Origin of the sequence: Mycobacterium nebraskense, assembly GCF_002102255.1 — a bacterium.
GTDB classification, from domain to species: Bacteria; Actinomycetota; Actinomycetes; order Mycobacteriales; family Mycobacteriaceae; genus Mycobacterium; species Mycobacterium nebraskense.
Window position 1 is genome coordinate 1 of record NZ_LQPH01000013.1, and the last position, 19,612, is coordinate 19,612.

Annotated in this window: 18 protein-coding genes and 3 pseudogenes; 8 read left to right on the forward strand and 13 right to left on the reverse strand. The window is 66.6% G+C overall.

The genetic code is table 11. The annotated features are described in order from the left end of the window. The 5 genes and pseudogenes from AWC17_RS33230 to AWC17_RS01630 form a co-directional block, all read right to left on the reverse strand. A pseudogene (locus tag AWC17_RS33230) lies at positions 1-255 on the reverse strand (hypothetical protein); the annotation flags it as partial. Positions 256-360: 105 nt separating this feature from the next. Beyond that, positions 361-822: a putative copper homeostasis (lipo)protein LpqS gene (gene lpqS, locus AWC17_RS34270; protein WP_462498404.1), complete on the reverse strand. Its 462-nt coding sequence runs from the start codon at positions 820-822 to the stop codon at positions 361-363. Between the two features lie 370 nt (positions 823-1,192). After that, positions 1,193-1,456 (reverse strand): hypothetical protein, encoded by a 264-nt coding sequence (locus AWC17_RS34070; protein WP_156181163.1) that lies wholly within the window; start codon positions 1,454-1,456, stop codon positions 1,193-1,195. Between the two features lie 216 nt (positions 1,457-1,672). Further along, a pseudogene (locus AWC17_RS34075) lies at positions 1,673-1,740 on the reverse strand (hypothetical protein); the annotation flags it as partial. A 188-nt stretch (positions 1,741-1,928) separates the two neighbouring features. After that, complete coding sequence (locus AWC17_RS01630; RefSeq protein ID WP_331458584.1) at positions 1,929-3,155, reverse strand: L,D-transpeptidase; 1,227 nt, start codon at positions 3,153-3,155, stop codon at positions 1,929-1,931. 246 nt (positions 3,156-3,401) lie between these two features. On the opposite strand from AWC17_RS01630, the pseudogene AWC17_RS34080 reads away from it, so the two are divergent. After that, positions 3,402-3,569 (forward strand): annotated as a pseudogene (locus AWC17_RS34080) (hypothetical protein); the annotation flags it as partial. Positions 3,570-3,801: 232 nt separating this feature from the next. On the opposite strand, the gene AWC17_RS01635 reads toward AWC17_RS34080, so the two are convergent. Continuing rightward, the gene (locus tag AWC17_RS01635) at positions 3,802-4,641 is read right to left on the reverse strand and encodes a recombinase family protein (protein WP_331458585.1); all 840 of its coding nucleotides are present in this window, start codon (positions 4,639-4,641) and stop codon (positions 3,802-3,804) included. 286 nt (positions 4,642-4,927) lie between these two features. Here AWC17_RS01635 and AWC17_RS01640 point away from each other — a divergent pair, with 286 nt between their 5' ends. Then, on the forward strand, positions 4,928-6,379 hold the full coding sequence (locus tag AWC17_RS01640; RefSeq protein WP_046183880.1) for a multicopper oxidase family protein: 1,452 nt from the start codon (positions 4,928-4,930) through the stop codon (positions 6,377-6,379). Positions 6,380-6,692: 313 nt separating this feature from the next. Here AWC17_RS01640 and AWC17_RS01645 read toward each other — a convergent pair whose 3' ends face one another. The 3 genes from AWC17_RS01645 to AWC17_RS01655 all read right to left on the reverse strand — a co-directional run bounded on the left by AWC17_RS01645 (position 6,693) and on the right by AWC17_RS01655 (position 8,272). After that, a complete protein-coding gene (locus AWC17_RS01645; RefSeq protein ID WP_244193461.1) occupies positions 6,693-7,031 on the reverse strand; it encodes a general stress protein in 339 nt (112 codons plus the stop codon). A 209-nt stretch (positions 7,032-7,240) separates the two neighbouring features. Continuing rightward, positions 7,241-7,528 carry a hypothetical protein gene (locus AWC17_RS01650; RefSeq protein ID WP_046183881.1) on the reverse strand — a complete coding sequence of 96 codons (288 nt, stop codon included), beginning with the start codon at positions 7,526-7,528 and terminating at the stop codon, positions 7,241-7,243. Between the two features lie 12 nt (positions 7,529-7,540). After that, entirely contained in the window at positions 7,541-8,272 is a 732-nt protein-coding gene (locus AWC17_RS01655; protein WP_046183882.1) for an LOG family protein, read from the reverse strand. Between the two features lie 312 nt (positions 8,273-8,584). Between AWC17_RS01655 and AWC17_RS01660 the strand changes: the two genes are divergently transcribed. Further along, complete coding sequence (locus AWC17_RS01660; protein WP_046183883.1) at positions 8,585-8,905, forward strand: four-helix bundle copper-binding protein; 321 nt, start codon at positions 8,585-8,587, stop codon at positions 8,903-8,905. 111 nt (positions 8,906-9,016) lie between these two features. On the opposite strand, the gene AWC17_RS32440 is transcribed toward AWC17_RS01660, so the two are convergent. Beyond that, positions 9,017-9,181 carry a hypothetical protein gene (locus tag AWC17_RS32440; RefSeq protein WP_156174139.1) on the reverse strand — a complete coding sequence of 55 codons (165 nt, stop codon included), beginning with the start codon at positions 9,179-9,181 and terminating at the stop codon, positions 9,017-9,019. A 179-nt stretch (positions 9,182-9,360) separates the two neighbouring features. On the opposite strand from AWC17_RS32440, the gene AWC17_RS01665 reads away from it, so the two are divergent. After that, on the forward strand, positions 9,361-12,393 hold the full coding sequence (locus AWC17_RS01665) for a Tn3 family transposase (protein ID WP_046183884.1): 3,033 nt from the start codon (positions 9,361-9,363) through the stop codon (positions 12,391-12,393). Positions 12,394-12,589: 196 nt separating this feature from the next. Here the strand turns inward: AWC17_RS01665 and AWC17_RS01670 are convergent, their stop codons facing one another. Continuing rightward, positions 12,590-14,044, reverse strand: coding sequence for an aldehyde dehydrogenase family protein (locus tag AWC17_RS01670; protein WP_046183888.1), 1,455 nt, complete (start codon positions 14,042-14,044; stop codon positions 12,590-12,592). Positions 14,045-14,227: 183 nt separating this feature from the next. Here AWC17_RS01670 and AWC17_RS01675 point away from each other — a divergent pair, with 183 nt between their 5' ends. Further along, entirely contained in the window at positions 14,228-15,049 is an 822-nt protein-coding gene (locus AWC17_RS01675; RefSeq protein ID WP_052742771.1) for an alpha/beta fold hydrolase, read from the forward strand. Positions 15,050-15,052: 3 nt separating this feature from the next. Here AWC17_RS01675 and AWC17_RS01680 read toward each other — a convergent pair whose 3' ends face one another. Beyond that, positions 15,053-15,955 (reverse strand): NAD-dependent epimerase/dehydratase family protein, encoded by a 903-nt coding sequence (locus tag AWC17_RS01680; RefSeq protein WP_046183885.1) that lies wholly within the window; start codon positions 15,953-15,955, stop codon positions 15,053-15,055. A 210-nt stretch (positions 15,956-16,165) separates the two neighbouring features. Here AWC17_RS01680 and AWC17_RS01685 point away from each other — a divergent pair, with 210 nt between their 5' ends. Next, entirely contained in the window at positions 16,166-16,849 is a 684-nt protein-coding gene (locus AWC17_RS01685) for a PE family protein (RefSeq protein WP_244193462.1), read from the forward strand. A 26-nt stretch (positions 16,850-16,875) separates the two neighbouring features. Here the strand turns inward: AWC17_RS01685 and AWC17_RS01690 are convergent, their stop codons facing one another. Continuing rightward, the gene (locus AWC17_RS01690; RefSeq protein ID WP_046187004.1) at positions 16,876-18,060 is read right to left on the reverse strand and encodes an acyl-CoA dehydrogenase family protein; all 1,185 of its coding nucleotides are present in this window, start codon (positions 18,058-18,060) and stop codon (positions 16,876-16,878) included. 147 nt (positions 18,061-18,207) lie between these two features. On the opposite strand from AWC17_RS01690, the gene AWC17_RS01695 reads away from it, so the two are divergent. Continuing rightward, positions 18,208-18,588 (forward strand): NYN domain-containing protein, encoded by a 381-nt coding sequence (locus AWC17_RS01695; protein WP_046187003.1) that lies wholly within the window; start codon positions 18,208-18,210, stop codon positions 18,586-18,588. Then, positions 18,585-19,559, forward strand: coding sequence for an NAD(P)H-dependent flavin oxidoreductase (locus AWC17_RS01700; protein WP_046187002.1), 975 nt, complete (start codon positions 18,585-18,587; stop codon positions 19,557-19,559). Before AWC17_RS01695 ends, AWC17_RS01700 begins: the two co-directional genes overlap by 4 nt. Positions 19,560-19,612 lie beyond the last annotated feature (53 nt).

Below are 19,612 nucleotides of genomic sequence, written 5' to 3' on the forward strand. Positions count from 1 at the left end.
CGCGGGGCGGTCTTTCATGCTGCCGCCGGGGTTAAACCCTTCCAGCTTGGCCCAAAACCCGCGATCAGCGCTGGTCAGCGGCTCCGAGATCCGCAGCACCGGGGTATTGCCCACCAAGGCATCGGGCTGGCGGTAACCGCCGCGGGAGGGCCGGCATTGCCCAGCCAGGTGTTGCCCGTTCACCAGGCGCAGGTGCCGCGTGCTGCGCGGCGCAAAGGTTTTCACAGACTTCAACGGCAAAACATTGTTGTTCATCGAATCGTCGCTTTCTGCATTGCCGCGACACCAGGCGCGGCCGTTGACATGGGCAGCGGTCACCGGCCAGCTGTGCTAGAGGCACAACGACCTGACGCCGACCGATCAGCGACGAGAAAGACAGAACCGAGTCAACAGATCGTGACCCGACAGGGCAGCAGCCGGCGCAGACGGCGGACCCCGCCCGGCCAACACCACACGCGCAGCCAACAAAGCCGCGACTGCGACCACTGCCACCACCACACCCAACGCAGCCACGGCGCTCGACGGCGAACTCGGCAACACCGCGGAGGCGAACGCCTCGGGATGTGTTCCCGATGAGTCGCCATCAACAAGATGGGGGTGACCGATAATGTTCGCGAACTCACCGCCGACCAAGGAAGTCGAAGCAGGCGCTGGCTGAGACCCAACAGACTCAGACCGCAAGTCGGAGTGCCCGCCGAAGGCTAGCGCCCACATCACCAGTACGGTGACGACGGCCGCCACGGCGGCCACAGACCGCCACCATGGCCGACCGCATGCGGCAACATGCCGGGCATCCGCCCGGGTCCTCCGCATGGCTCCCATACCCCCAGAGGGTACAGCACGCCGCCCGCTCCTGCTATCACCAGTACGGGTTGTTTGGGTTCACGACGCTGCTCGCTCACACCCCCCGCATACGGGGCCTCGCCGAGCTCGAGCACGATCGCCGCGACAACCGCCGCTTGGGATCGTCGGCTGAAACAGCTTCTGCTTTCCGCCGCATGGCCGGCGCCGGCGCCCTGGGGTAAGCCGCAGCGACCGACCTGGTACCTCTAGCACTAGCAAGCCAAGCACTGCAGACATTGTGAGCGCGGCGATCAGGGTCGTGCGGGACAAGGAATGAGACACCACGAGCTGGGGCTGCCGCCGCCCCTGGTGGACGCGATCATCGCTGCGGCGCTTCCCTTCCTTCACGTCAGCAGCGTGTCCGCCACCGAGGTGTGATCCGTCGAGCCGGACTTGGTGGTGCGGCAGGCCTGCCCTCGTGCCCCGGCAGGCTGTGGGGGTCGTCACAGGCGTGGGTGGCGTCGTCGATATCGATGTCGGTGACCAGTTGCTGGATCTGGTCGAGCGCTTCCTGCATGGTCCGCGCCCCCAAGGCTGGAAACTTCGCTGCGCAGGCGGCGTTCTTCCGGTGCTGCGGGCAGCGGACGATGTGGGCGGTACAGCGGTCAAGCATTCACAGAACTCCTTGGGTGGTGGTGCTCAGAACGGTGCTGATCCGTTGCGGACGGTAGCTCTCTGATCGCAGATCTGTGTGCAGCCAGCGTGGGCTCAGCCGGGCACTGCACGAGCCGAACAGGCCAAAGCGGATGCGAAAAGAAACCCAGAACAACCGGGTTCGGCCTTCCGCCAGTGTACCGGCGTGGGCAGGCTGGAAGGACGTTCTGTGGCCAGCGGTGTCTTCGGCTGCGACCAGGTATTCGGCAGTGGCGTCGGCGCGCCGGGTACGACCGGCACCGACGGGAGAACCTGGCGCGCGGACCGCAAACCCAAACCCCGAGTGAGACGAGATCTGATCTACTCTCGCTTTTCTACAAAAGGAGACAGCGGAAGAGAAACGTGTGAAGTCGTCGTGCCCCGGCCCCAACCTTGCGGATCGATCACCCAAGGGCCGAACAGCGTGGGCCTTCGATGATCTCCGGCTCAGGCTAGGGCAAAGCTCTAAGGGCGCTTCCGGCCTGCCATTGCGTCCACGGCACACTCCAGTCACCGTTGTTCGGCAACGACAGTGGCGGGCCGCCGGTATTGCGGATCTCGACGATGTCGCCGGGTTGGGAAAAGCCGAAGAACCATTGGGCGTTGTCGCCGTTAAGGTTCAGACAGCCATGGGAAGTATCGGTGTTGCCCTGCGCCCACACGGTGCTGTCGAGTTGGTGCAGATAGATGCCGTCGGGGCTGATGCGGGTGGCGTAGTTGATGGTCTCGCGGTAGCCGAGGTGGGAATTGACGGGCAAGCCGTAGGTAGACGAATCCATCACGACCGGATTGGCCTTATCCATCACCGTGTAGACGCCGGGTGGGGTCCAAAACGTGAGGGTCTGGCCGGCGACGGTCTCGGTGCCGCCCATGCCCATCGAGGTGGGCATGGTGCGCACCAAAACGCCGTTGTCGTAAACGTTGACCTGTTTGGTGTTGTCGTCGGCGATTGACACATGCGCGTCACCGATGCTGAACGACGTCTGCTTGTCCGCTTGGCCGTACAGTCCGCTACCTAGCGGCGCGCCGTAGATGTTGGCCGCCACGGTGATTTTCGTGCCCGCCGCGTAGTAGTGCTCAGGGCGCCAATGGGCGTTTTGGTCGTCGACCCAATACCAGGAGCCTTCGACGGCCGGAGCGGTCGTCACGGTCAGTCGGCGCTGCGCGGCCGCGCGATCGGTGATGGGTTCGTCGAAGTGGGCGACAATGACCGTTCCCACCCCGTAGATGCCGCCGTCGTGCAGCGCCGCACCCGAGGTGGTGGTCAGCGACACCGCAGCCTGATTGCTGGGTGTGAGCGTGGTGAACCTGGACATCTGCGACGCGGGAGTTCCCGTCGGCCCGCGACTGGCCACGGTGATGGTGTAGGTGCGGCCGTAACCCAGCGGCACGCTGCGCTTCCAGCCCAGGTTGTCGGGGGTCATGACACCCGGGATCGGCGTGTTCTGGTCGTTGACCATCTGCACGTCGGTCAGTGTGCCGTTGGCCGCGCTCACCGTGACCGCGCCGAGCGGGTCGACGTTCACGGCGTTAGGACCTGGGGTGACGGTGATGATTGCAGGCGTTTCACGGCGCGGGGCCGACTCGGTGGGCAGCACACCGTTATGACCATCGCCTCGCCCGATCACCACCACGGCCACAACGGCCATCACCACCACGCTGATCACGGCGACCGCCATGAGGCCCATGCGAGTTCGTCGACCGATAGGCACCAGACGCCTCCTGTCCTTTGTCATCTTCGTTATCACCGGCGCCGCCAACTCCATGTGCCCCGGCAACCAGGGCAACAGCACTGTGGGCACCGGGTCGATCAAAGCGGTCCGCGCACCTAGCGCGACTGTCGTCTTTTCTAAAGCGTTAGGTATTCCGTCCGCTCTGGTGACTGCTCATCGTGCTCGCCGGAGCGTTGACTGCGGCGACGGCCCGGCAGCACGATTGGCCTCGGCCTGCTGTTCGACACCCTGGTCGTCCGCTCCTTGATGACGCCATTCTATGGCGGCGCTGCCTGGGGCGCTGGTCCTTGGTGGCCGCCACGAGCGCGGCAACGCCCCGCCAGCTACACGCTGTTGTCGGACTTCCCTTCGCGGCCGTAATCGAAACTGTGCTCGCGGCTTCGGTCGCGGCTAAGGTGCCGATCGAGCGCGCGTTGCCGCTCGATCTGCAGATCCACGATCTCGTCTAGCCCATGCCGGTAGGGCACCGGCGTTGTACGGCGTTCGCACGCCGGGCCAGCAGGTGCTCGCGGCCATGCCAGGCCAGGATCGCGCCCAGCAGGCCGATCGGCTTGTGCGGGTAATTCGGGATGCGCCGGGCCCGGCCAAGGGGTCACGTGATGCCGCCGGGAGCTGGAAGCTTGCTCAGGTGGCGGTAGATGGTGGGTCGGGTGACGCCGAACTCGGCGGCGATCTGGGCGACGGTGTAGCGATGTTTCCCGTCCTGCCCGAGCTCGTCATACATCTGCCGAGCCAAATTCACCTGGCGGGGACCCAATTTGGGTTTTTGCCCACCGGTGCGGCCGCGGGCCCGCGCTGCGGCCAGCCCGTCCATCGTGCGCTCCGACATCAACGCGTGCTCGAATTCGGCGATGGCGCCCAGGATGTGGAAAAACATCCGTCCCAGCGCGGTCGAGGTGTCGATGCCCTGGTCGAGCACCACCAAATCCACACCAGCGGCTGCAAGGCGCTTGGCTAGCTCAATGAGGTGGTCCAGTGACCGGCCCAGCCGGTCCAGCTTGGTCACCACCAGCTGATCGCCCACCCGGTTGGCCGACAGCAGGGCCTTGTCCAATTCCGACCGGCGGGCCAGCTTGCCCGAAGCCTTATCCAGGAAGATCTGATCACAGCCCGCCGCGGTGAGCGCATCGCGTTGAGCCTCGGGGTGTGCTGGTCGCGGGTGGAGACCCGTCCATAGCCGATCCGCATGGGCCCGGACCGTATCGCCAACCCCCGACGGCGTGGCGTTGGCGCGGCCACGGCAAGCGTTACAGACTTGTCCTGCGCAAACGCACAGACTGGCAGACCGTCGCGCGAACGATCGTTTTGGGACGCGGGATTGCCGGTCACGTTTTCGTGCCGACAGGTGTCCAACACAGCCGGACCTATGCTGATCCACAGGGCATCGGAAATGACCATCTCGAAAAAGTTCAAACTGCGTCCATAGCGCCACAAGGGCCGTTGACCGGACCGCTACGGTTCTGTCGGAGCCGAGGTGGCCCTCGGCGGTGTCTGGGACATCATGCGCATCCGTCGAGCCGTCCGCGGAGACTTTGGCGATGAGGTCGTCGGCGGTGGCTTTCCGATGAAGGGTTGGGGTTGCCCGGTATGCACCGGGGATCCGCCCGACCGTAGCAGCCGAGGCGAGTTTGCGAGTTCAGAAGTGGGGAAAGGAACAAGGGGTGAGCCAAGCGTGGGATGACGTTCGACTGAACCGGCGGGCCCTCCTTACCGCTTCAATGGTCGGTGGGGCCGGGTTGGCGCTGTCGGCGTGCGGCCTTAGCCATCCCGCGCCCACCCTCGGGCAGGCCATCACTGCCGCCGAAAAGGCCCGCCCGCACACCGGCCGCACCGTGACCGCCACACTGACGGCCCGACCCGCCTCCATCGACCTGGGCGGGCCTATCGCGCGCACACTCGCCTACGGCGACGCTTTGCCCGGCCCGCTGATCCGCGCCAACGCCGGCGACGAACTGGCCGTCACCGTCCAAAACCGGCTCGGCGGCCCGACCTCGGTGCACTGGCACGGCATCGCCTTACGCAACGACATGGACGGCGCCGTCCCTGCCACCCCGAACATCGCCGCCAACAGCGAGTTCACCTACCGGTTCTCCTCGCCCTATCCCGGCACTTACTGGGCGCACCCCCACGTCGGCCTGGAGGCCGACTACGGGCTTTACCTACCGGTGATCATCGACGACCCCGCCGATCCGGGCCGCTATGACGCCGAATGGATCGTCGTACTCGACGATTGGACCGACGGAATCGGCCGCAGTCCCCAGCAGGTTTATCACGCGCTGAAGCAGACCCGCATGCCAGCCGAATCGCCCGCGCAGGAGATGCGGGGAATGACCAGCGTCGGTACCAGCGCCCTGCTGGGCGGAGACTCCGGCGATGTCGATTACCCCTACTACCTGGTCAACGGGCGGGTTCCGGCAGCGCCGACTAGCTTCGCCGCCAAACCGGGGCAGCGCATCCGCATCCGTTTCATCAATGTCGGCGCCGACACCGCCTTCCGTGTGGCTCTGGCCGGGCACACCATGACGGTGACCCACACCGACGGGTACCCGATCGTCCCCACCGATGTCGACGCCCTGCTGCTCGGGATGGCCGAACGCTACGACGTCCTCGTCACCGCCGGCGACGGGGTCTTCCCGCTGGTCGCCGTGCCCGAAGGTAAAAAGGCCGCGCCCGGGCGAGCCCTGCTGTCCACCGCGGCCGGCGCCCCGCCCGACGTCACCTTCCAGCCTTCCGAGCTCAACCGCCGAGTGGGCACCGTCGACACATTCACCGCCACCCCGGCCGCCAGCCTGGGATCCTCACAAACAGACGTGAGCCTGGGTTTGGAACTGACCGGTTCGATGACGAACTACGACTGGGGCGTCAACGGCAAGCATTACCCGGCCAGCACGCCGTTGACCGTCAAACAGGGACAGCGGGCCACCCTGACCTTCACCAACTCCACCATGATGTATCACCCCATGCACCTGCACGGCCACACCTTCCAGGTGATCAAGCCCGACGGCAGCCCGGGCGCACGCAAAGACACCGTCAACGTCCTGCCGTCCCAAAAACTCAGCGCCGTGCTCGTCGCCGATAACCCCGGGATCTGGATGCTCCACTGCCACAACAACTACCACCAAGAATCCGGCATGCAGACCACCCTCAACTACACCGCCTACACCACCTGACCGCGTCGCGCGGCGCTAAAGACCGCCGCGGTGGCATCGACACCCGGCCGCAAAATCATCCCAAGCTTTGCTTGCCGAAGTGACGCCGCCGATCACAGAAGGAAAGTTCCTGCTGCGCCGATAGCCCAAGTTTCTCTGCGATCCAGACCCTACGGGTTGTGCGTCGGTCTGCCCTGGGAAGCGGTCTTAAGCTCACCGTTTACGGAGTCGGGTGCCGCGCCTGAATCGTCGACGTGTGATCCTGGGACGAAGCGGGCGGCTTCTGCGGCATAGTAGGCCGTGACGTAGACGTCGTAGCGCTGCGCCTCAGGGCCTACACGCTGGAAAAGTCACGCTGGCCCCGAGTGGACGCGTGTGCGATGAAGCCGAATGCGGCACCCCAGAACGCACCGATGATAGCCGCGACCAGCAGCATCCACACCCACAGTGGACCCGCCGTGAAGATCGCGAAGAGCGAGCCGATCAGTAGACCGAACCAGGCACCACTACCGGCCCCGGCCAGGGCGGCTTTGCCGGTGGTCATCCGCCCGGTGACGTGTTCGACCGTGCGCACCCCGTCACCGATGATCCGAACGTGCTCGACGGGAAACCCGCCATCGGACATGTGATCCACCAACCGCTGGACGTCCAAATAGTGGTCAAACGATGCCACCAGCTCCTGTCTCACAGACGGTGCCTCGCCGCCCTGCTGTCCGGGAGGGCCGGGAGGGCCGGGAAAGGCGGTCATATCTGCATCCTCGGGTGTTGTGAAACTTACATACCGTGTCGGCGCGATACCCACTGCCGCCGATCGGCATACCCCGGGCCTCGGTCGTGCCCCGGCTGAGCCAAACCAGCACTGGCTGCGCCTCAATCGGAACGCTATCCTGCTTCGAAGTCGGGTCCCAGCGAACGAACCCGTATGACCAGGTCCCGCAGCAACCGTTCCTCGGGGCTTCCGACGTATAAACCCAGCCATTCCGTGAGGGCCGCCAGCAGGGCAGTCGGCAACGGGAATCCATTTCCTACGACGATACGAAGAATCCGCTCGATCGCCAGATAGCTTTCCCCACAACCTACTTCGACAAACACCATCGTGCGCTGATCACCGGTTAGGCATCGCTCCGCCGCGTCAGCCAGCAGCCACGCCATGCCTGCGTCTGAGTTCATCGGCGATTTCGCTCACGGTCTGATTGGGCGGTAGGTCGCTAGCTGGCGACGGCGCCACCCCTCGATGACCCCGCCGATCTCGTCGGGATCGTCAGCGACCACAAGCAGCTCGACGTCATCGGCCGAAATCATCCCCAGTTCGAGCAGCTGGGTCCGGATCCACTGCTCTAGCCCGCTCCAGTGCTGCGAGCCCGCGAGCACGACGGGAAAGTGTCGGATCTTCTCGGTCTGGATGAGCGTGAGCGCCTCGAACAGCTCATCGAGCGTTCCGAAGCCGCCCGGAAACACCACGAACGCCGACGCGTAACGGACCAACATCAGCTTACGGACAAAGAAAAACTTGAACTCCAGGGAGAGATCCACAAAGGCATTCATGCGCTGCTCGTAGGGCAGCTCGATGACAAGGCCGATCGAGCGCACCCCCGCGTCGCGGGCGCCCCGGTTGGCGGCCTCCATGATCCCGGGCCCACCGCCGGTGATGATGTCGAACCCCAAAGTGCCCAGCCGCGCGGCCAGCGTGCGCGCCAGCTGGTAGTACGGATGATCCGGCGGGGTGCGCGCGGAACCGAAGAACGACACTGCACGCGTAACATCGGCGAGCGCGGCAAAGCCGTGCGCCACCTCATCGCGGATCCGGGCCACACGGTGGGGATCGCTGCCCGCCAGCGCGGGAAACCCCGGGCCCAGGCAGCACAGCAGCTCCTCATCACACCTGGCGGGGATGTGCGCTGTGGACTCATGCATTCACATGATCGTGCCACAGCGATGCCACCGATAACACATCCACGCGCCAACACCAGCGGGCCGCCTTAGCCCAACGTCGCCTCTAAGCAAGTGCTGGCGATACAACGGCGAAGATTCGATCGAGACTTCGAAACAGCGGTGGGATCGTCCGAGGCGTGCCGCACCCCAAAAATTCATGCTGACCTCCATGTCGAAGTCGAAGAGCCGGACTAGGGTTGGCGCGGGAGTCCCTCCAAGATCGCCGCCGGGAGAGGCCCGTTTGTGGCGACGGGGAGTCCCGACTTGGTGATTGACGAGTGAGGAGGTTCTGTCATGACCGTAGCGGCGAACCAGGCCTGTCTGGATGCGTGCGCGGAATGCCAGGCGGCGTGTGAGGCGTGCGCCTACAACTGTTGCGTCAACGATGCGAAGATGGCCGACTGCGCCCGGTTATGCCTGGACTGCGCAGCGATTTGCGCGGCGTGTGTGACGCTGGTGTCCCGCGGGTCGCGTTGGGCGGCCCAGTTGTGCCAGCTGTGCGCAGAGATTTGTGATGCGTGCGCGGCCGAGTGCGACAAGTACGACAACGATTACTGCCGCGCCTGCGCGGCGTCTTGTCGCCGCTGCGCTCAAGAGTGCCGGGCGATGGCCTGATCCGATCCAGCGCCGCGAAGTCGGGCGCATCGTCGCTCAGCGCGAATAAGATCGGCGCTAGGTACGGCTTACCGGCACCGTCGCAGCCCTCGTCAGTGACCCTGATTTAGGCTAGAGCTCCAGCCCGTTGTCGCGGCTGTGGTCGCGGTTTTGCTCAATCCACTCAATCCACTGGTGGCGTTCGAGCACCTCTTCCGCGATTCCTTCGCACCAGTGCCGGTAGGCCTTTTGCCGCTGGGCTACGGCTTGGGCACGCCGCGCGGTCAGCCGGCGCACCCGGTCGGGTAGCTGCTCGTGGTCTTGGGTTTGGGCGGCGAGGTCGTGGGCGGTGCGGGTTTGCTCGTCGCGGTTGGCGATCCCCTTGCGGGCGGCGCGGCGGAGCCCTTGCCGCGCTCAACTGACTGGGGCTAGCGTCGCTGCGATGATGGCCCGAACCCGGGCCGGTCGGAGGCCAGATGCCGGTCCGCTACCTGTCTGATCCCGAACTCGCCCGGCTGAGCAGCTGGCCGGACGAGATCGCCGACGAGGACGCGGTCACCTACTTCACGCTCTCCGCCGACGATCTAGCGTGGCTGGCGGGCTTCAACCGCCAGCACAACCGCCTCGGCGTCGCCGTCCAACTGTCGACGCTGCCGTGGCTGGGTTGGATTCCCGACGACCTGGCCGGTTGCCCGCCCACCGCACTCGATCGGCTCGCGCAGGCTTTGGGTGTTGCGCCGGACACCTCGTCGGCATTGCTGGCGGGGTACGGCGGCTGGCAGGGACGAACCCGACGGGAACACCGCGCACAGGTGCTGGCTCGGCTGGGTTGGCGGTTGTGCGCCGCCGGCGAACGCAAGCTGCTCGACGAGTTCCTGCTGGCTCGGGCGCTCGAACACGATGCCCCCGGCGTCCTATTGCGGCTGGCCTGTGACTGGCTGCGCGCCGAACGGATTGTCCGCCCACCGGTCGACAGCCTGACGCGTCGGGTGGCCACGGCCCGCGACGCCGCTCGCGCCGAGACCTACCACCGGCTCGGGCCGCTGCTACAACCACCGCGGCCGATGCAGCTCGACGGCCTGCTCGATGTCGACCCCGACCTCGGCTTGACTCGCCTGGCGTGGCTGCGCCGCGGGGCAACGGTCGCCACACCCGAGCTGCTCAAGGCCGAGCTGGACAAGCTGGAATTCCTGCGACGCCACGGCGCCGAGCACCTCGACTTGTCCCGGCTCCCGGTTGGGCGACGACGCATGCTCGCCGAGATCGGCCGCCGCTCAACCAATCAGGCATTACAGCGCGCCGCGGTCGACCGGCGTCACCCGATCCTGTTGGCAACACTGGCCGAAACCCACGTCGAGGTGCTCGACGAGCTGGTGCAGCTGCTCGACCAAGCGCTGGCCGGCGCGGATTCCCGAGCCCGGCATGAACTTTCGCATCGGCTCGTCGACCGCGCCAAAGCCGAGGTAGACCGGGGGCGGCTGCTCGACGAGATCCTTGACGTGCTCGCCGACCCGAATATCGCGGACGAGCAGGCGGGCCGGGTCGTCCGCCAGCGGGTGGGCATGCAACGCCTCATCGCCGCCCGCCGCCCACCTGAAGATCGCGGGCAGCGCGACCATGGCCACTTTGATCTGCTGGCCGCCCGCTACAAGTACCTGCGCACCTTTACCCCTGTTGTGATCGCCGCGCTTCCGCTGACCGGCAACACCGCCAGCCCGTCGGTCACAGCGCTGCTCACTGCCGTCGAGGTGCTGCGCGGGCTCAATGCCGCCGCCCGCACCGCTGTCCCGGACGAGGCGACCACCCCCGCGGCGACGGTGTTCGTGCCGGCGCGCTGGCGTGGCTACCTCGACGCCGCGCGCGGTCAAGGCCGCGGCGCCACCTACCGCCACTACTGGGAACTGAGCGTCCTGTACGGGGTGCAGGCCGGGCTGCGTTCCGGCGACCTATGGGTGCCCGGCTCACGCCGCTACACCGATCCGTCCACCCTGCTGCTGCCGCCGGATCGGTGGGCCGGGCAGCGCGACGACTTCTGCGCCGTCACCGGCACCGACCCGAACCCGTCCCGGCAACTCGAGCGACTCGAGGCCGAGCTGCACGCGGCAGTCGCGGCGTTGGAGACGGTCTTGGCCGACCCAGGCGCCGAAGGACTCGCCCGTCTCGGTGATGACGGTGAGCTGATCGTGTCGCCCCTGCCCGCCGAACAGCTTCCGGCCGAGACGGATACGCTCGCCCACGCCACATCAGCCCGGCTGCCCAGGGTGCAATTGCCGACCCTGCTGATTGAGGTCGATCAGCTGACCAGGTTCAGCGAGGAGTTCACCCACGCCGGCGGCGCGCAACCACGCAACCCGGACCTCACCCGCAACCTGTACGCGTCGCTTATCGCCTACGCATGCAACCTCGGCTACGCCGGGATGGCCGACGCCTCCGGCATCTCCGAAGATGCCCTGGCCTGGACCTCGCAGTGGTACCTGCGCCAAGAGACGCTGCGCGCGGCGAACACCCGTCTGGTCAACGCCCACCACGCGCACCCGCTGGCCGCGCTGTGGGGCGGCGGGACGCTGTCGTCGTCGGACGGGCAGCGGTTCCCGCAGCGCGGCCATAGCCTGACCGCCCGGGCGCTGTCACGCTACTTCCTCGACGAGGGCACCACCACCTACACCCATGTCTCCGATCAACACTCCACCTACGGCACCAAAGTCATCCCGACGACCTGGCGCGAGGCCGTCGCAGTGCTCGATGAGATCTTCGGCAACCCAACGGATCTGCCGCTCGGTGAGCACACCGTCGACACCGCCGGACAAACCCTTGCGACGTTCGCGATCTTCCACCTGGCCGGGTTGCAGTTCTGCCCGCGCATCCGCGACATCGGCCGCCTACAGCTCTACCGCCTCGGAACCGCCTCCGAGTGGCGCGCTCGATACGCGCACGCCGGGCGGCTGCTCGGCCAGCCGATCCAGACGCAGCTGATCGCCGACCACTGGGATGATCTGCTGCGCCTGGTTGCCTCGATGAAGTTTGGGCACACCACTGCGAGTCTGCTGATCGCCAAGCTGCACGCCAGCAGCCGGCAGAGCACGCTCGCGATAGCGCTTCACGAGTACGGGCGCCTGATCCGCACCCTCTACGTATGCCGTTACGTCGCAGACGAAGAACTACGTCGTCGGGTACGGCGTCAGCTCAACAAGGGCGAAAGTCTACATGCGCTCCGGCGCGACCTGTTCTTCGCCCATCAAGGCCACGTCCGACGACGTCATCTCGATGACCAAATCGATCAGGCACTGTGCCTCACCTTGGTCACCAACGCCTGTGTGCTGTGGACGACTACCTATCTCGGCGACACGATCGACGCCCTGCGGGCAGATGGTATCGAGGTCAGCGACGAGACTGCGGCGCACCTGACGCCGGCCCAGCATGATCACATCAACTTTTACGGCACCTACTCCTTCGACATCGACGCCGAGCTCCGCCGCGACGGCCACCGCCCGCTACGCATCCCCGCATAACCGTCGGGAAATCACAAAACAACCAAATTCGTTCCATTGCTAAGCCGACCTCCTATGGGGCGTGATCGGTGCGGTCTCGGCGGTCGCGGCCGCCGGATTCCTGACCCGCTACGCCAAGGGATCTTGACGCGAGCGTGAACCAGCGGAAACGTCCCGAACCTGTTGCGGTTCGGGACGTTTCCGCTTCTCGCGAAGACTAGAGCTGGGCCCAGACCGACTTCGTCTTCATGTACATCTCGATGCCCTCGCGGCCGAACTCGTGACCCCAGCCGGACTGCTTGTGACCGCCGAAGGGCACGTCGTGGTCGAACACCAACTGGCAGTTGACCTGGACGCTGCCCGCCTGCAGGCGCTTGACGATCCGGTGGGCGCGGCCAAGGTTTTCCGTCCACGCCGTGGCGGCCAGGCCGTATGTGGTGTCGTTGGCCATGGCCACCGCCTCGTCTTCGTCGTCGAACGGCAGGATGCTGACCACCGGTCCGAAGATCTCCTGCTGGTAGAGCCGCATGCCGGGGTCGACGTTGGTGAGCACCGTCGGGTGGACGAAGTAACCCTTGCGGTCCAGGCGGTGGCCGCCGGTGACCACCTCGACACCGTCGCTCTTGCCCTCGTCGATGAAGCCCATGACGCGGGTCAGCTGCTTTTGGCTGATCAACGGGCCGCTGATGCAGCCCTCCTCGCCGGGTGCGCCCAGCTTGAACGTGTTCGCCATCAGCGCAATGCCTTCCACCACCCGGTCATAGACGCCGCGCTGCACGAAAATCCTTGAACCGCAGACGCATCCCTGGCCGGAGTGCACGAAGATGCCCAGCGACGCCATCATGATCGCCTTGTCCAGGTCGGCGTCGTCGAAGATCAGCACCGGCGACTTCCCGCCGAGTTCGAGCGTGATCTTCTTCAGGTTGCCGGCAGACGCCCGCACGATCTCCTTGCCGACCTCGGTCGACCCGGTAAAGGCGACCTTCTCGACGTCGGGATGAGCGGTGATCGCCGCCCCGGCGGTGTGGCCGTACCCGGTCAGCAGGTTGACCACACCCTCGGGGACGCCCGCCTCGTGGACCAGCCTGTCCAGCAGGAGCGCCGACAAAGGCGTTTCCTCGGCGGGTTTGACGAGCATGCTGCAGCCGGCGGCCAGCGCGGGCGCCAGCTTCGCGCTGGCATTGAAGATCGGGCCGTTCCACGGGAAGATCAGCCCGACCACACCGAAGGGTTCCTTGAGGGTGTAGGCGTGCATGTTGACGAAGGCATCCGTCGCGATGCCGTCGGTCTTGACGTCGTATGCGACGCCGTTGATCTTGGAACACCAGCCGGCGTAGTAGCGGAAGAACTCCGAGCAGGTGGACATCTGCAACTGTGCCTGCATCAAGGGCATGCCGGTGTTGAGCGAGTCGAGTTGCGCGAAGTCGTCGGCATGTTCGTCGATCAAATCCGCGATGCGCCACATAATTTTGGCCCGTTCGCGGCCCGGGAGCTGGGACCAGACGCCCGATTCGAAGGACGCCCTCGCCCGCGCGGCGGCGTCGTTGACCTCCGCTTCCCCGCAGTCGGTGAATTCGGTGATCGTCTCCTCGGTGGCGGGGTTGATGACCGCGATGACATCACCCGTTCCCGGGCGCTTTCGGATTTCGTCCAATACCGTCTGCAGCGTCATCTGATCCCTTCCGTATCGCGGGGCCATTCGGCCCAGCGCCCAATGCCCGCCAATGCTGAGCACTTGCTTAGCATTGTGCGTGCGGCGCGGTCAAGGCCGCACGCACGGATGAGACCGCGGCGGGAGCCCGCGAAAACGGTGCGCCGGCCACCCGTGGCAGATCGAGGCGTACCGTCCCCAGCCATGGCCGATGACATCCACTTCGTCGACGCGAACGGGCTGAGACTCGCCTACCTCGAACAGGGCTCGGGGCCGCTCGTGCTCATGCTGCACGGGTTCCCCGACACCGCGCACACCTGGGACGACCTGCGCCCACGCATCGCCGAGAAGGGCTACCGCGCGGTCAGCCCCTTTATGCGCGGGTATCACCCCAGCGCGATCCCGGCGAGCGACCCCGACCAGGAGACCTTGGCGCGCGATCCGCTGGCACTGATCGAAGCGCTCGGCGCCAGCGACGCCGTCGTTATCGGGCACGACTGGGGCGCGTCGGCCGGATACGGGGCGGCCGCGATCGGCCCTGAGCGGGTCCGAAAACTCTTCGTCATCGGCATTCCGCATCCGGCGGCGCTCAAGCCATCGCTGAAGAAGATATGGGGCGTACGCCATTTCGCGGCGTACAAACTTCCGGGGGCGGCGAATCGCTTCGCGCGCGACGACTTCGCGGCGCTGCCCGCCATTTACCGCCGGTGGTCACCGGCGTGGAACCCCGACCCGCGGGAGTTCGAAGCGGTGCGCGCGAGTTTCTCCAACCGGGCGAGCCTGAACGCGGCCTTCGGCTACTACCGCAAGCTCTCCCCCATACCCAGCGCGTCGCTCAAGGCCCGCATCACCGTGCCGGTTGTCGCCTTCGCGGGGCTGGACGACCCGATCGTCGACCCGTCGGACTATCGGCACGCGGCGCGGATGTTCGAGAACGAGTACATCGTCGAGGAGGTCCGCGGCGGACATTTCATGCACCGGGAGCACCCGGAGGCGTTTGCCGAACGGCTCTTGGCGCACCTGTAATCCCTACGCGCCGAACAACTCTGGATGGAACTTGGCCGCCATGCGGCGCAGCCCGTCACGCCAGTCGACCGTCGTGCCGCCGATGAGCTCGTGCATCCGGGAGCTGTCGGTGGGATTGCCGCGCAGCGCTTGCGCGCTCACCTCGAAAACCGGCTCCTTGCCCACCAGTGAGCCGAGGTAGCCACACCACTCCTGGATGCTGACGGTCTGGTCGCCGCACCAGTTGACCGTCGTGGCGGGGACCGACGCCACCTCGAGCAACTTCGGGATGGTCGCGATGATGTCGTCCTCGTGAATCGGGTTGTAGCGGGCGGCTTCACCGGGTGGGACCGGGATCGGGATGCCCGCCAGCATCATCTCCATGTGGTAGAACGGCCACCCGCCGTTGTCGCCATAGGGCACGTTGAGCCGGGCGATGGTGGTCGGCACCCCGAAGGCCCGCGCCACCGACCGGGCGACGACCTCCCCGGCGATTTTCGAGATCGAATAGGTGGGGAAAAGGCATTTGTGGTTGTCGCCCAGGGCGGCGCTCTCGGTTCGGGGATTGTCGTCGGGCGGGTCATAGACGGCGGCGGACGAGCAATGCAGAAACGCCTTCGCGCCCCGGCAGTGCGCCATGAGCAGGCCCACCGACTCCGCATTGGCCGCGAGGTCCTTGTCCCAGTCCCCGCTCTTCGCCACCGCCAGGTTGAGAACGTACTCGAAATCGTCTGGCAGGCCGGCGAAATCACCGGCCGCCAGATTGACCGTCTGACAGCGGACCCCGGCCTTCTCCAGGCCCTCCCGAGCCGCCGGATCGGTGAAGCGGGCGATGCCCCACACCTCGTTGTCGGCCGCCAGCGCCCGCGCAATGGGGGTCGCGATTTGGCCGGTCGGACCGGTGATCAGGATCTTTGAGCCGCGCATGGGCTGATAGTAGGCGACCCGCGAACGATCACCAGCGGTTGAGGGTGTTTCCATTCACGCGCTGGCCATCGCCCGGCCATGCTGGGCCCGGATGAAAGTGTGGGCAGCACACCATTGGCGCCCTTAGACTTGTTTAATCGCCCGGCGCAGCTGGTCCTTTGACGTACCGGCGCTCATCGCTCGCACAGGAGCAGTACGTACATGGAACCGATGTCACATGATCCGGTCGCTGGCGCGATCGGGTTGCAGGTGGTCGACATCGCCACCCAGGGTTTGGCTTCCGGCGCGGCCGCGGCGGGTCCGGTGACCGCACTGGTTCCGGCCGGAGCCGACGAGGTCTCGATTCTGGCCGTGGCGGCATTCGCCGCGGAGGGCAGCGCGATGCTGGCCTTGAACACCGCGGCCCAGGAAGAGGTCGCCCGGACGGGCGCAGCGTTGACCGACATCGCCCGCATGTACGCCCAGGTCGACACGGAGACCGCGGGCACGTTGGACTCCAGCGGTGCCCGGATCGCCGGCCAGACCTTCGTTGGCCCGCCCGGCGGAGGACTGACGGGCGCGGCGCCGCCGGTTGCCGCCGGCGGCTCGGCTCCCCGCACGCCGCTACTGGCGAATTTGGTCGAGGGCGGCACCGTCGCCAACCCGTCGCCGACGGTGCCGACCGCCTCGCCGACGGTGCCCAGCCCTGGCACCGCGATGCCCGGCGCGGTCAACGCCGCGTCGACGTTGCTGGGCGCCGGCGCCGCCCCGTTGAGTTCACTGGGCTCGGTTGCCCAGGGCGCGTCGGCCGGCGGTGCCACCGGACCGGGCCTGGCCTCGTCGCTCGCCGACAACCAGGACGAAGACCAGCGTGACGAGCTCGGCGACCAACGGCCGGGCGAACACCTGGTGTAAGCGGCGCCGACCCCGACGTCAGCGACTCACAGCCCCGGCTGGTCATCGATGATGCCGAGCCAGATCTGCGCGACGTCGATGGCCACTTTCTCGCTGATGAAGGCGTGCTGCGTCCCGGTGTAGATGTCCCGGAAGGCGCGCTCCAACCGGCTGCCCTCGCGGATGGAGCTGGTGCCGGCGACCAGGTGCGCCCACTCGGCGCAGCTTCGCGCGGTGTCGGTCGCGTACACCGCCGCCACCCGCATGTCCGCGCGCAGACCGGGTGTCAGCTCCTCCCCCGACGCGACGGCGGCCTCGGCGGTGGTGAACGCGTCGAGCACCAGCAGACGAGCGGCGCGCCAGGCCGCCCGATGATGCGCCAGCCCCTTCTGGAACGTCGGGCGGCTGGCCAGCGCCGCCATGTCACTCATCCGGAATTTGGTCGCGGCCAGCTCCTGGACATCGTCGAGCATGCTCTTGGCGACGCCGAGTGCCCACGACGCGTGGCCGGCCGCGGTGACCGGCATCAGGCCCATCCGGGTGGCCGGCGAGGTCCCGCGATGCGGCTGACGCACGAACAGCTCGAAGGTGCGGCTCGCCGGCACGAACACCTCTTGCGCGCTGTAGTCGTAGGACCCAGTTCCCTTGAGCCCCTGGACAAACCAGCCATCGTTGAAGCTGATCTGATCCCGGGGAATCACCGCGACCCGCATCTCGGGGAAGCCTTCACTGATCCAGCGCATTTCGCCGTTGTCCATGGGCATGAACCCGGCCGCGATGTACTGGGAGTGACCGGTGCCCGAGCCGAAGTTCCACGACCCGCTCACCAGGTAACCACCATCGACTGCGGATCCTTGGCCGTTGGGGAAGAATTGGCCGCCCATCGTGACGCGGTTGTCGTGCGCCGTGAACACCTCGGCGAAACCCTCGTCCGGCAGATAGGCCGCGGCGGCGAACGAGGACGGCAGGTTGGCGATGCCGACCCAGCCGAAAGAGCCATCCTGCCAAGCCATTTCGATCCAGGTCTCGATCATCTCGGTGAATGACGGTTCGACACCGCCGGCCGCGATCGGGTTGAACGCGGACATCAGCCCGGTCGCCCACATCTCGTCGACGATTCCCGGGGTGAGGGTGCGCATCCGTTCGGATTCGGCGGCCTCGGCGCGCACCAGATCGCGCATTCCACGGGCCAGCGAGACAACCCGGTCATCGGTCTCGGCTATCGACGTCATTCACCTGTCCCATCATTGCGACGGCATCAGCGGGGGAACTGATATCGGTGACCGTACCAACCGCTCAACGTTGAAAAGAATGAAACGTGCGTCGCTGAATGCGGGGCCGTGAGCAGTGCGGCGGAATGCCGCCTTACCGTAGGGGTCGTGCGGTGGATCGTGGACGGCATGAACGTGATCGGGAGCCGCCCGGACGGCTGGTGGAAGGACCGCGGCCGCGCCATGGTCGCACTGGCGGACCGCCTCGACCGATGGGCCGCCACCCGGGGAGACCACGTCACGGTCGTGTTTGAGCGGCCGCCGTCGACCGCCATCCCCGCATCGGTGATCGAGATCGCGTATGCACCCAGGGCCGCCGCGAACTCGGCCGACGACGAGATCGTCCGGCGCGTCCGGGCCGACCCCCGACCGCACGACATTCGGGTGGTCACGTCGGACAAAGGGCTGAGCGACCGGGTCGCGAGCCTGGGCGCGTCGGTCCATCCCGCGGCCGGCTTCCGCGACCTCATCGACCCGAGGGGCTCATGAACACCGGACCCGAATCTAACCGGGTCTGCGGACTCGCACGGATCGACATCCCGATCATCCAGGCGCCGATGACCTACATCGCCGGTGCCCAACTGGCCGCGGCGGTGTCCAACGCGGGCGCGCTGGGCATCATCGAGACCACATCCGAGCAGGGCCGGGCCGATCTGCCGCGTGTCCGCGACCTCACCGACCGTCCGGTGGGCGCGAACATCGCGCTGATCATGAACCGCGACCCGGCCACCGTGGATCTCCTGGTGGCCAACGACATTCGCTTCGTCACCACCTCGGCCGGCGATCCGGCGCTGTTCACCGGCCGGCTCCACGATGCCGGCATCACCGTGTTCCATGTGGTGGGCACCCTTGCGGCGGCCCGGAAAGCCGTCGACGCCGGAGTGGACGGGCTCGTGGTTGAGGGAGTCGAGGGCGGCGGGTTCAAGAACCGATTCGGTGCGTCGACGATGGTGCTGCTGCCCTTGGTGGCGGCCCATGTCGACGTACCGATCGTGGCGGCGGGAGGGATCTGCGACGCCCGCTCGATGGCGGCCGCCTTCGTTCTCGGCGCCGAAGGCGTGCAGATGGGCACGCGGCTGCTGGCATCGGCGGATTCCCCCGTGCACGGCAACCTCAAGCGGGCGGTCGTCGCGGCCGACGAAACGTCCACCGTTCTGCTGCCCCTCGACGGCAAACGGATGATGCGTGTCATCCGCACGGCAGCCGCCGAAAGGCTCGATACCGCAACGTCTTCCGGTGGCGGCGCCGCGGCGCTGCAACGGGTGCAGCGGCTCTATTTCGACGGGGACATGGACGCCAGCGTCGCCAACACCGGTCAGGTGGCCGGCCGGATACAGGACCTTCCACCGGCCGCCGACATCATCAAGCGGATGTGGGCAGGGTGCCGCGAAGTGCTGGCGGCCACCGCGGATCGACTCGGGCCGCCAGGGCCTAGCCCGAAGTTCCCCCTGATGTGTTGACGGGTGGGTGTTGACCTGCGGTTTTGGGTTGTCTACTGACTACATGTAGCCCA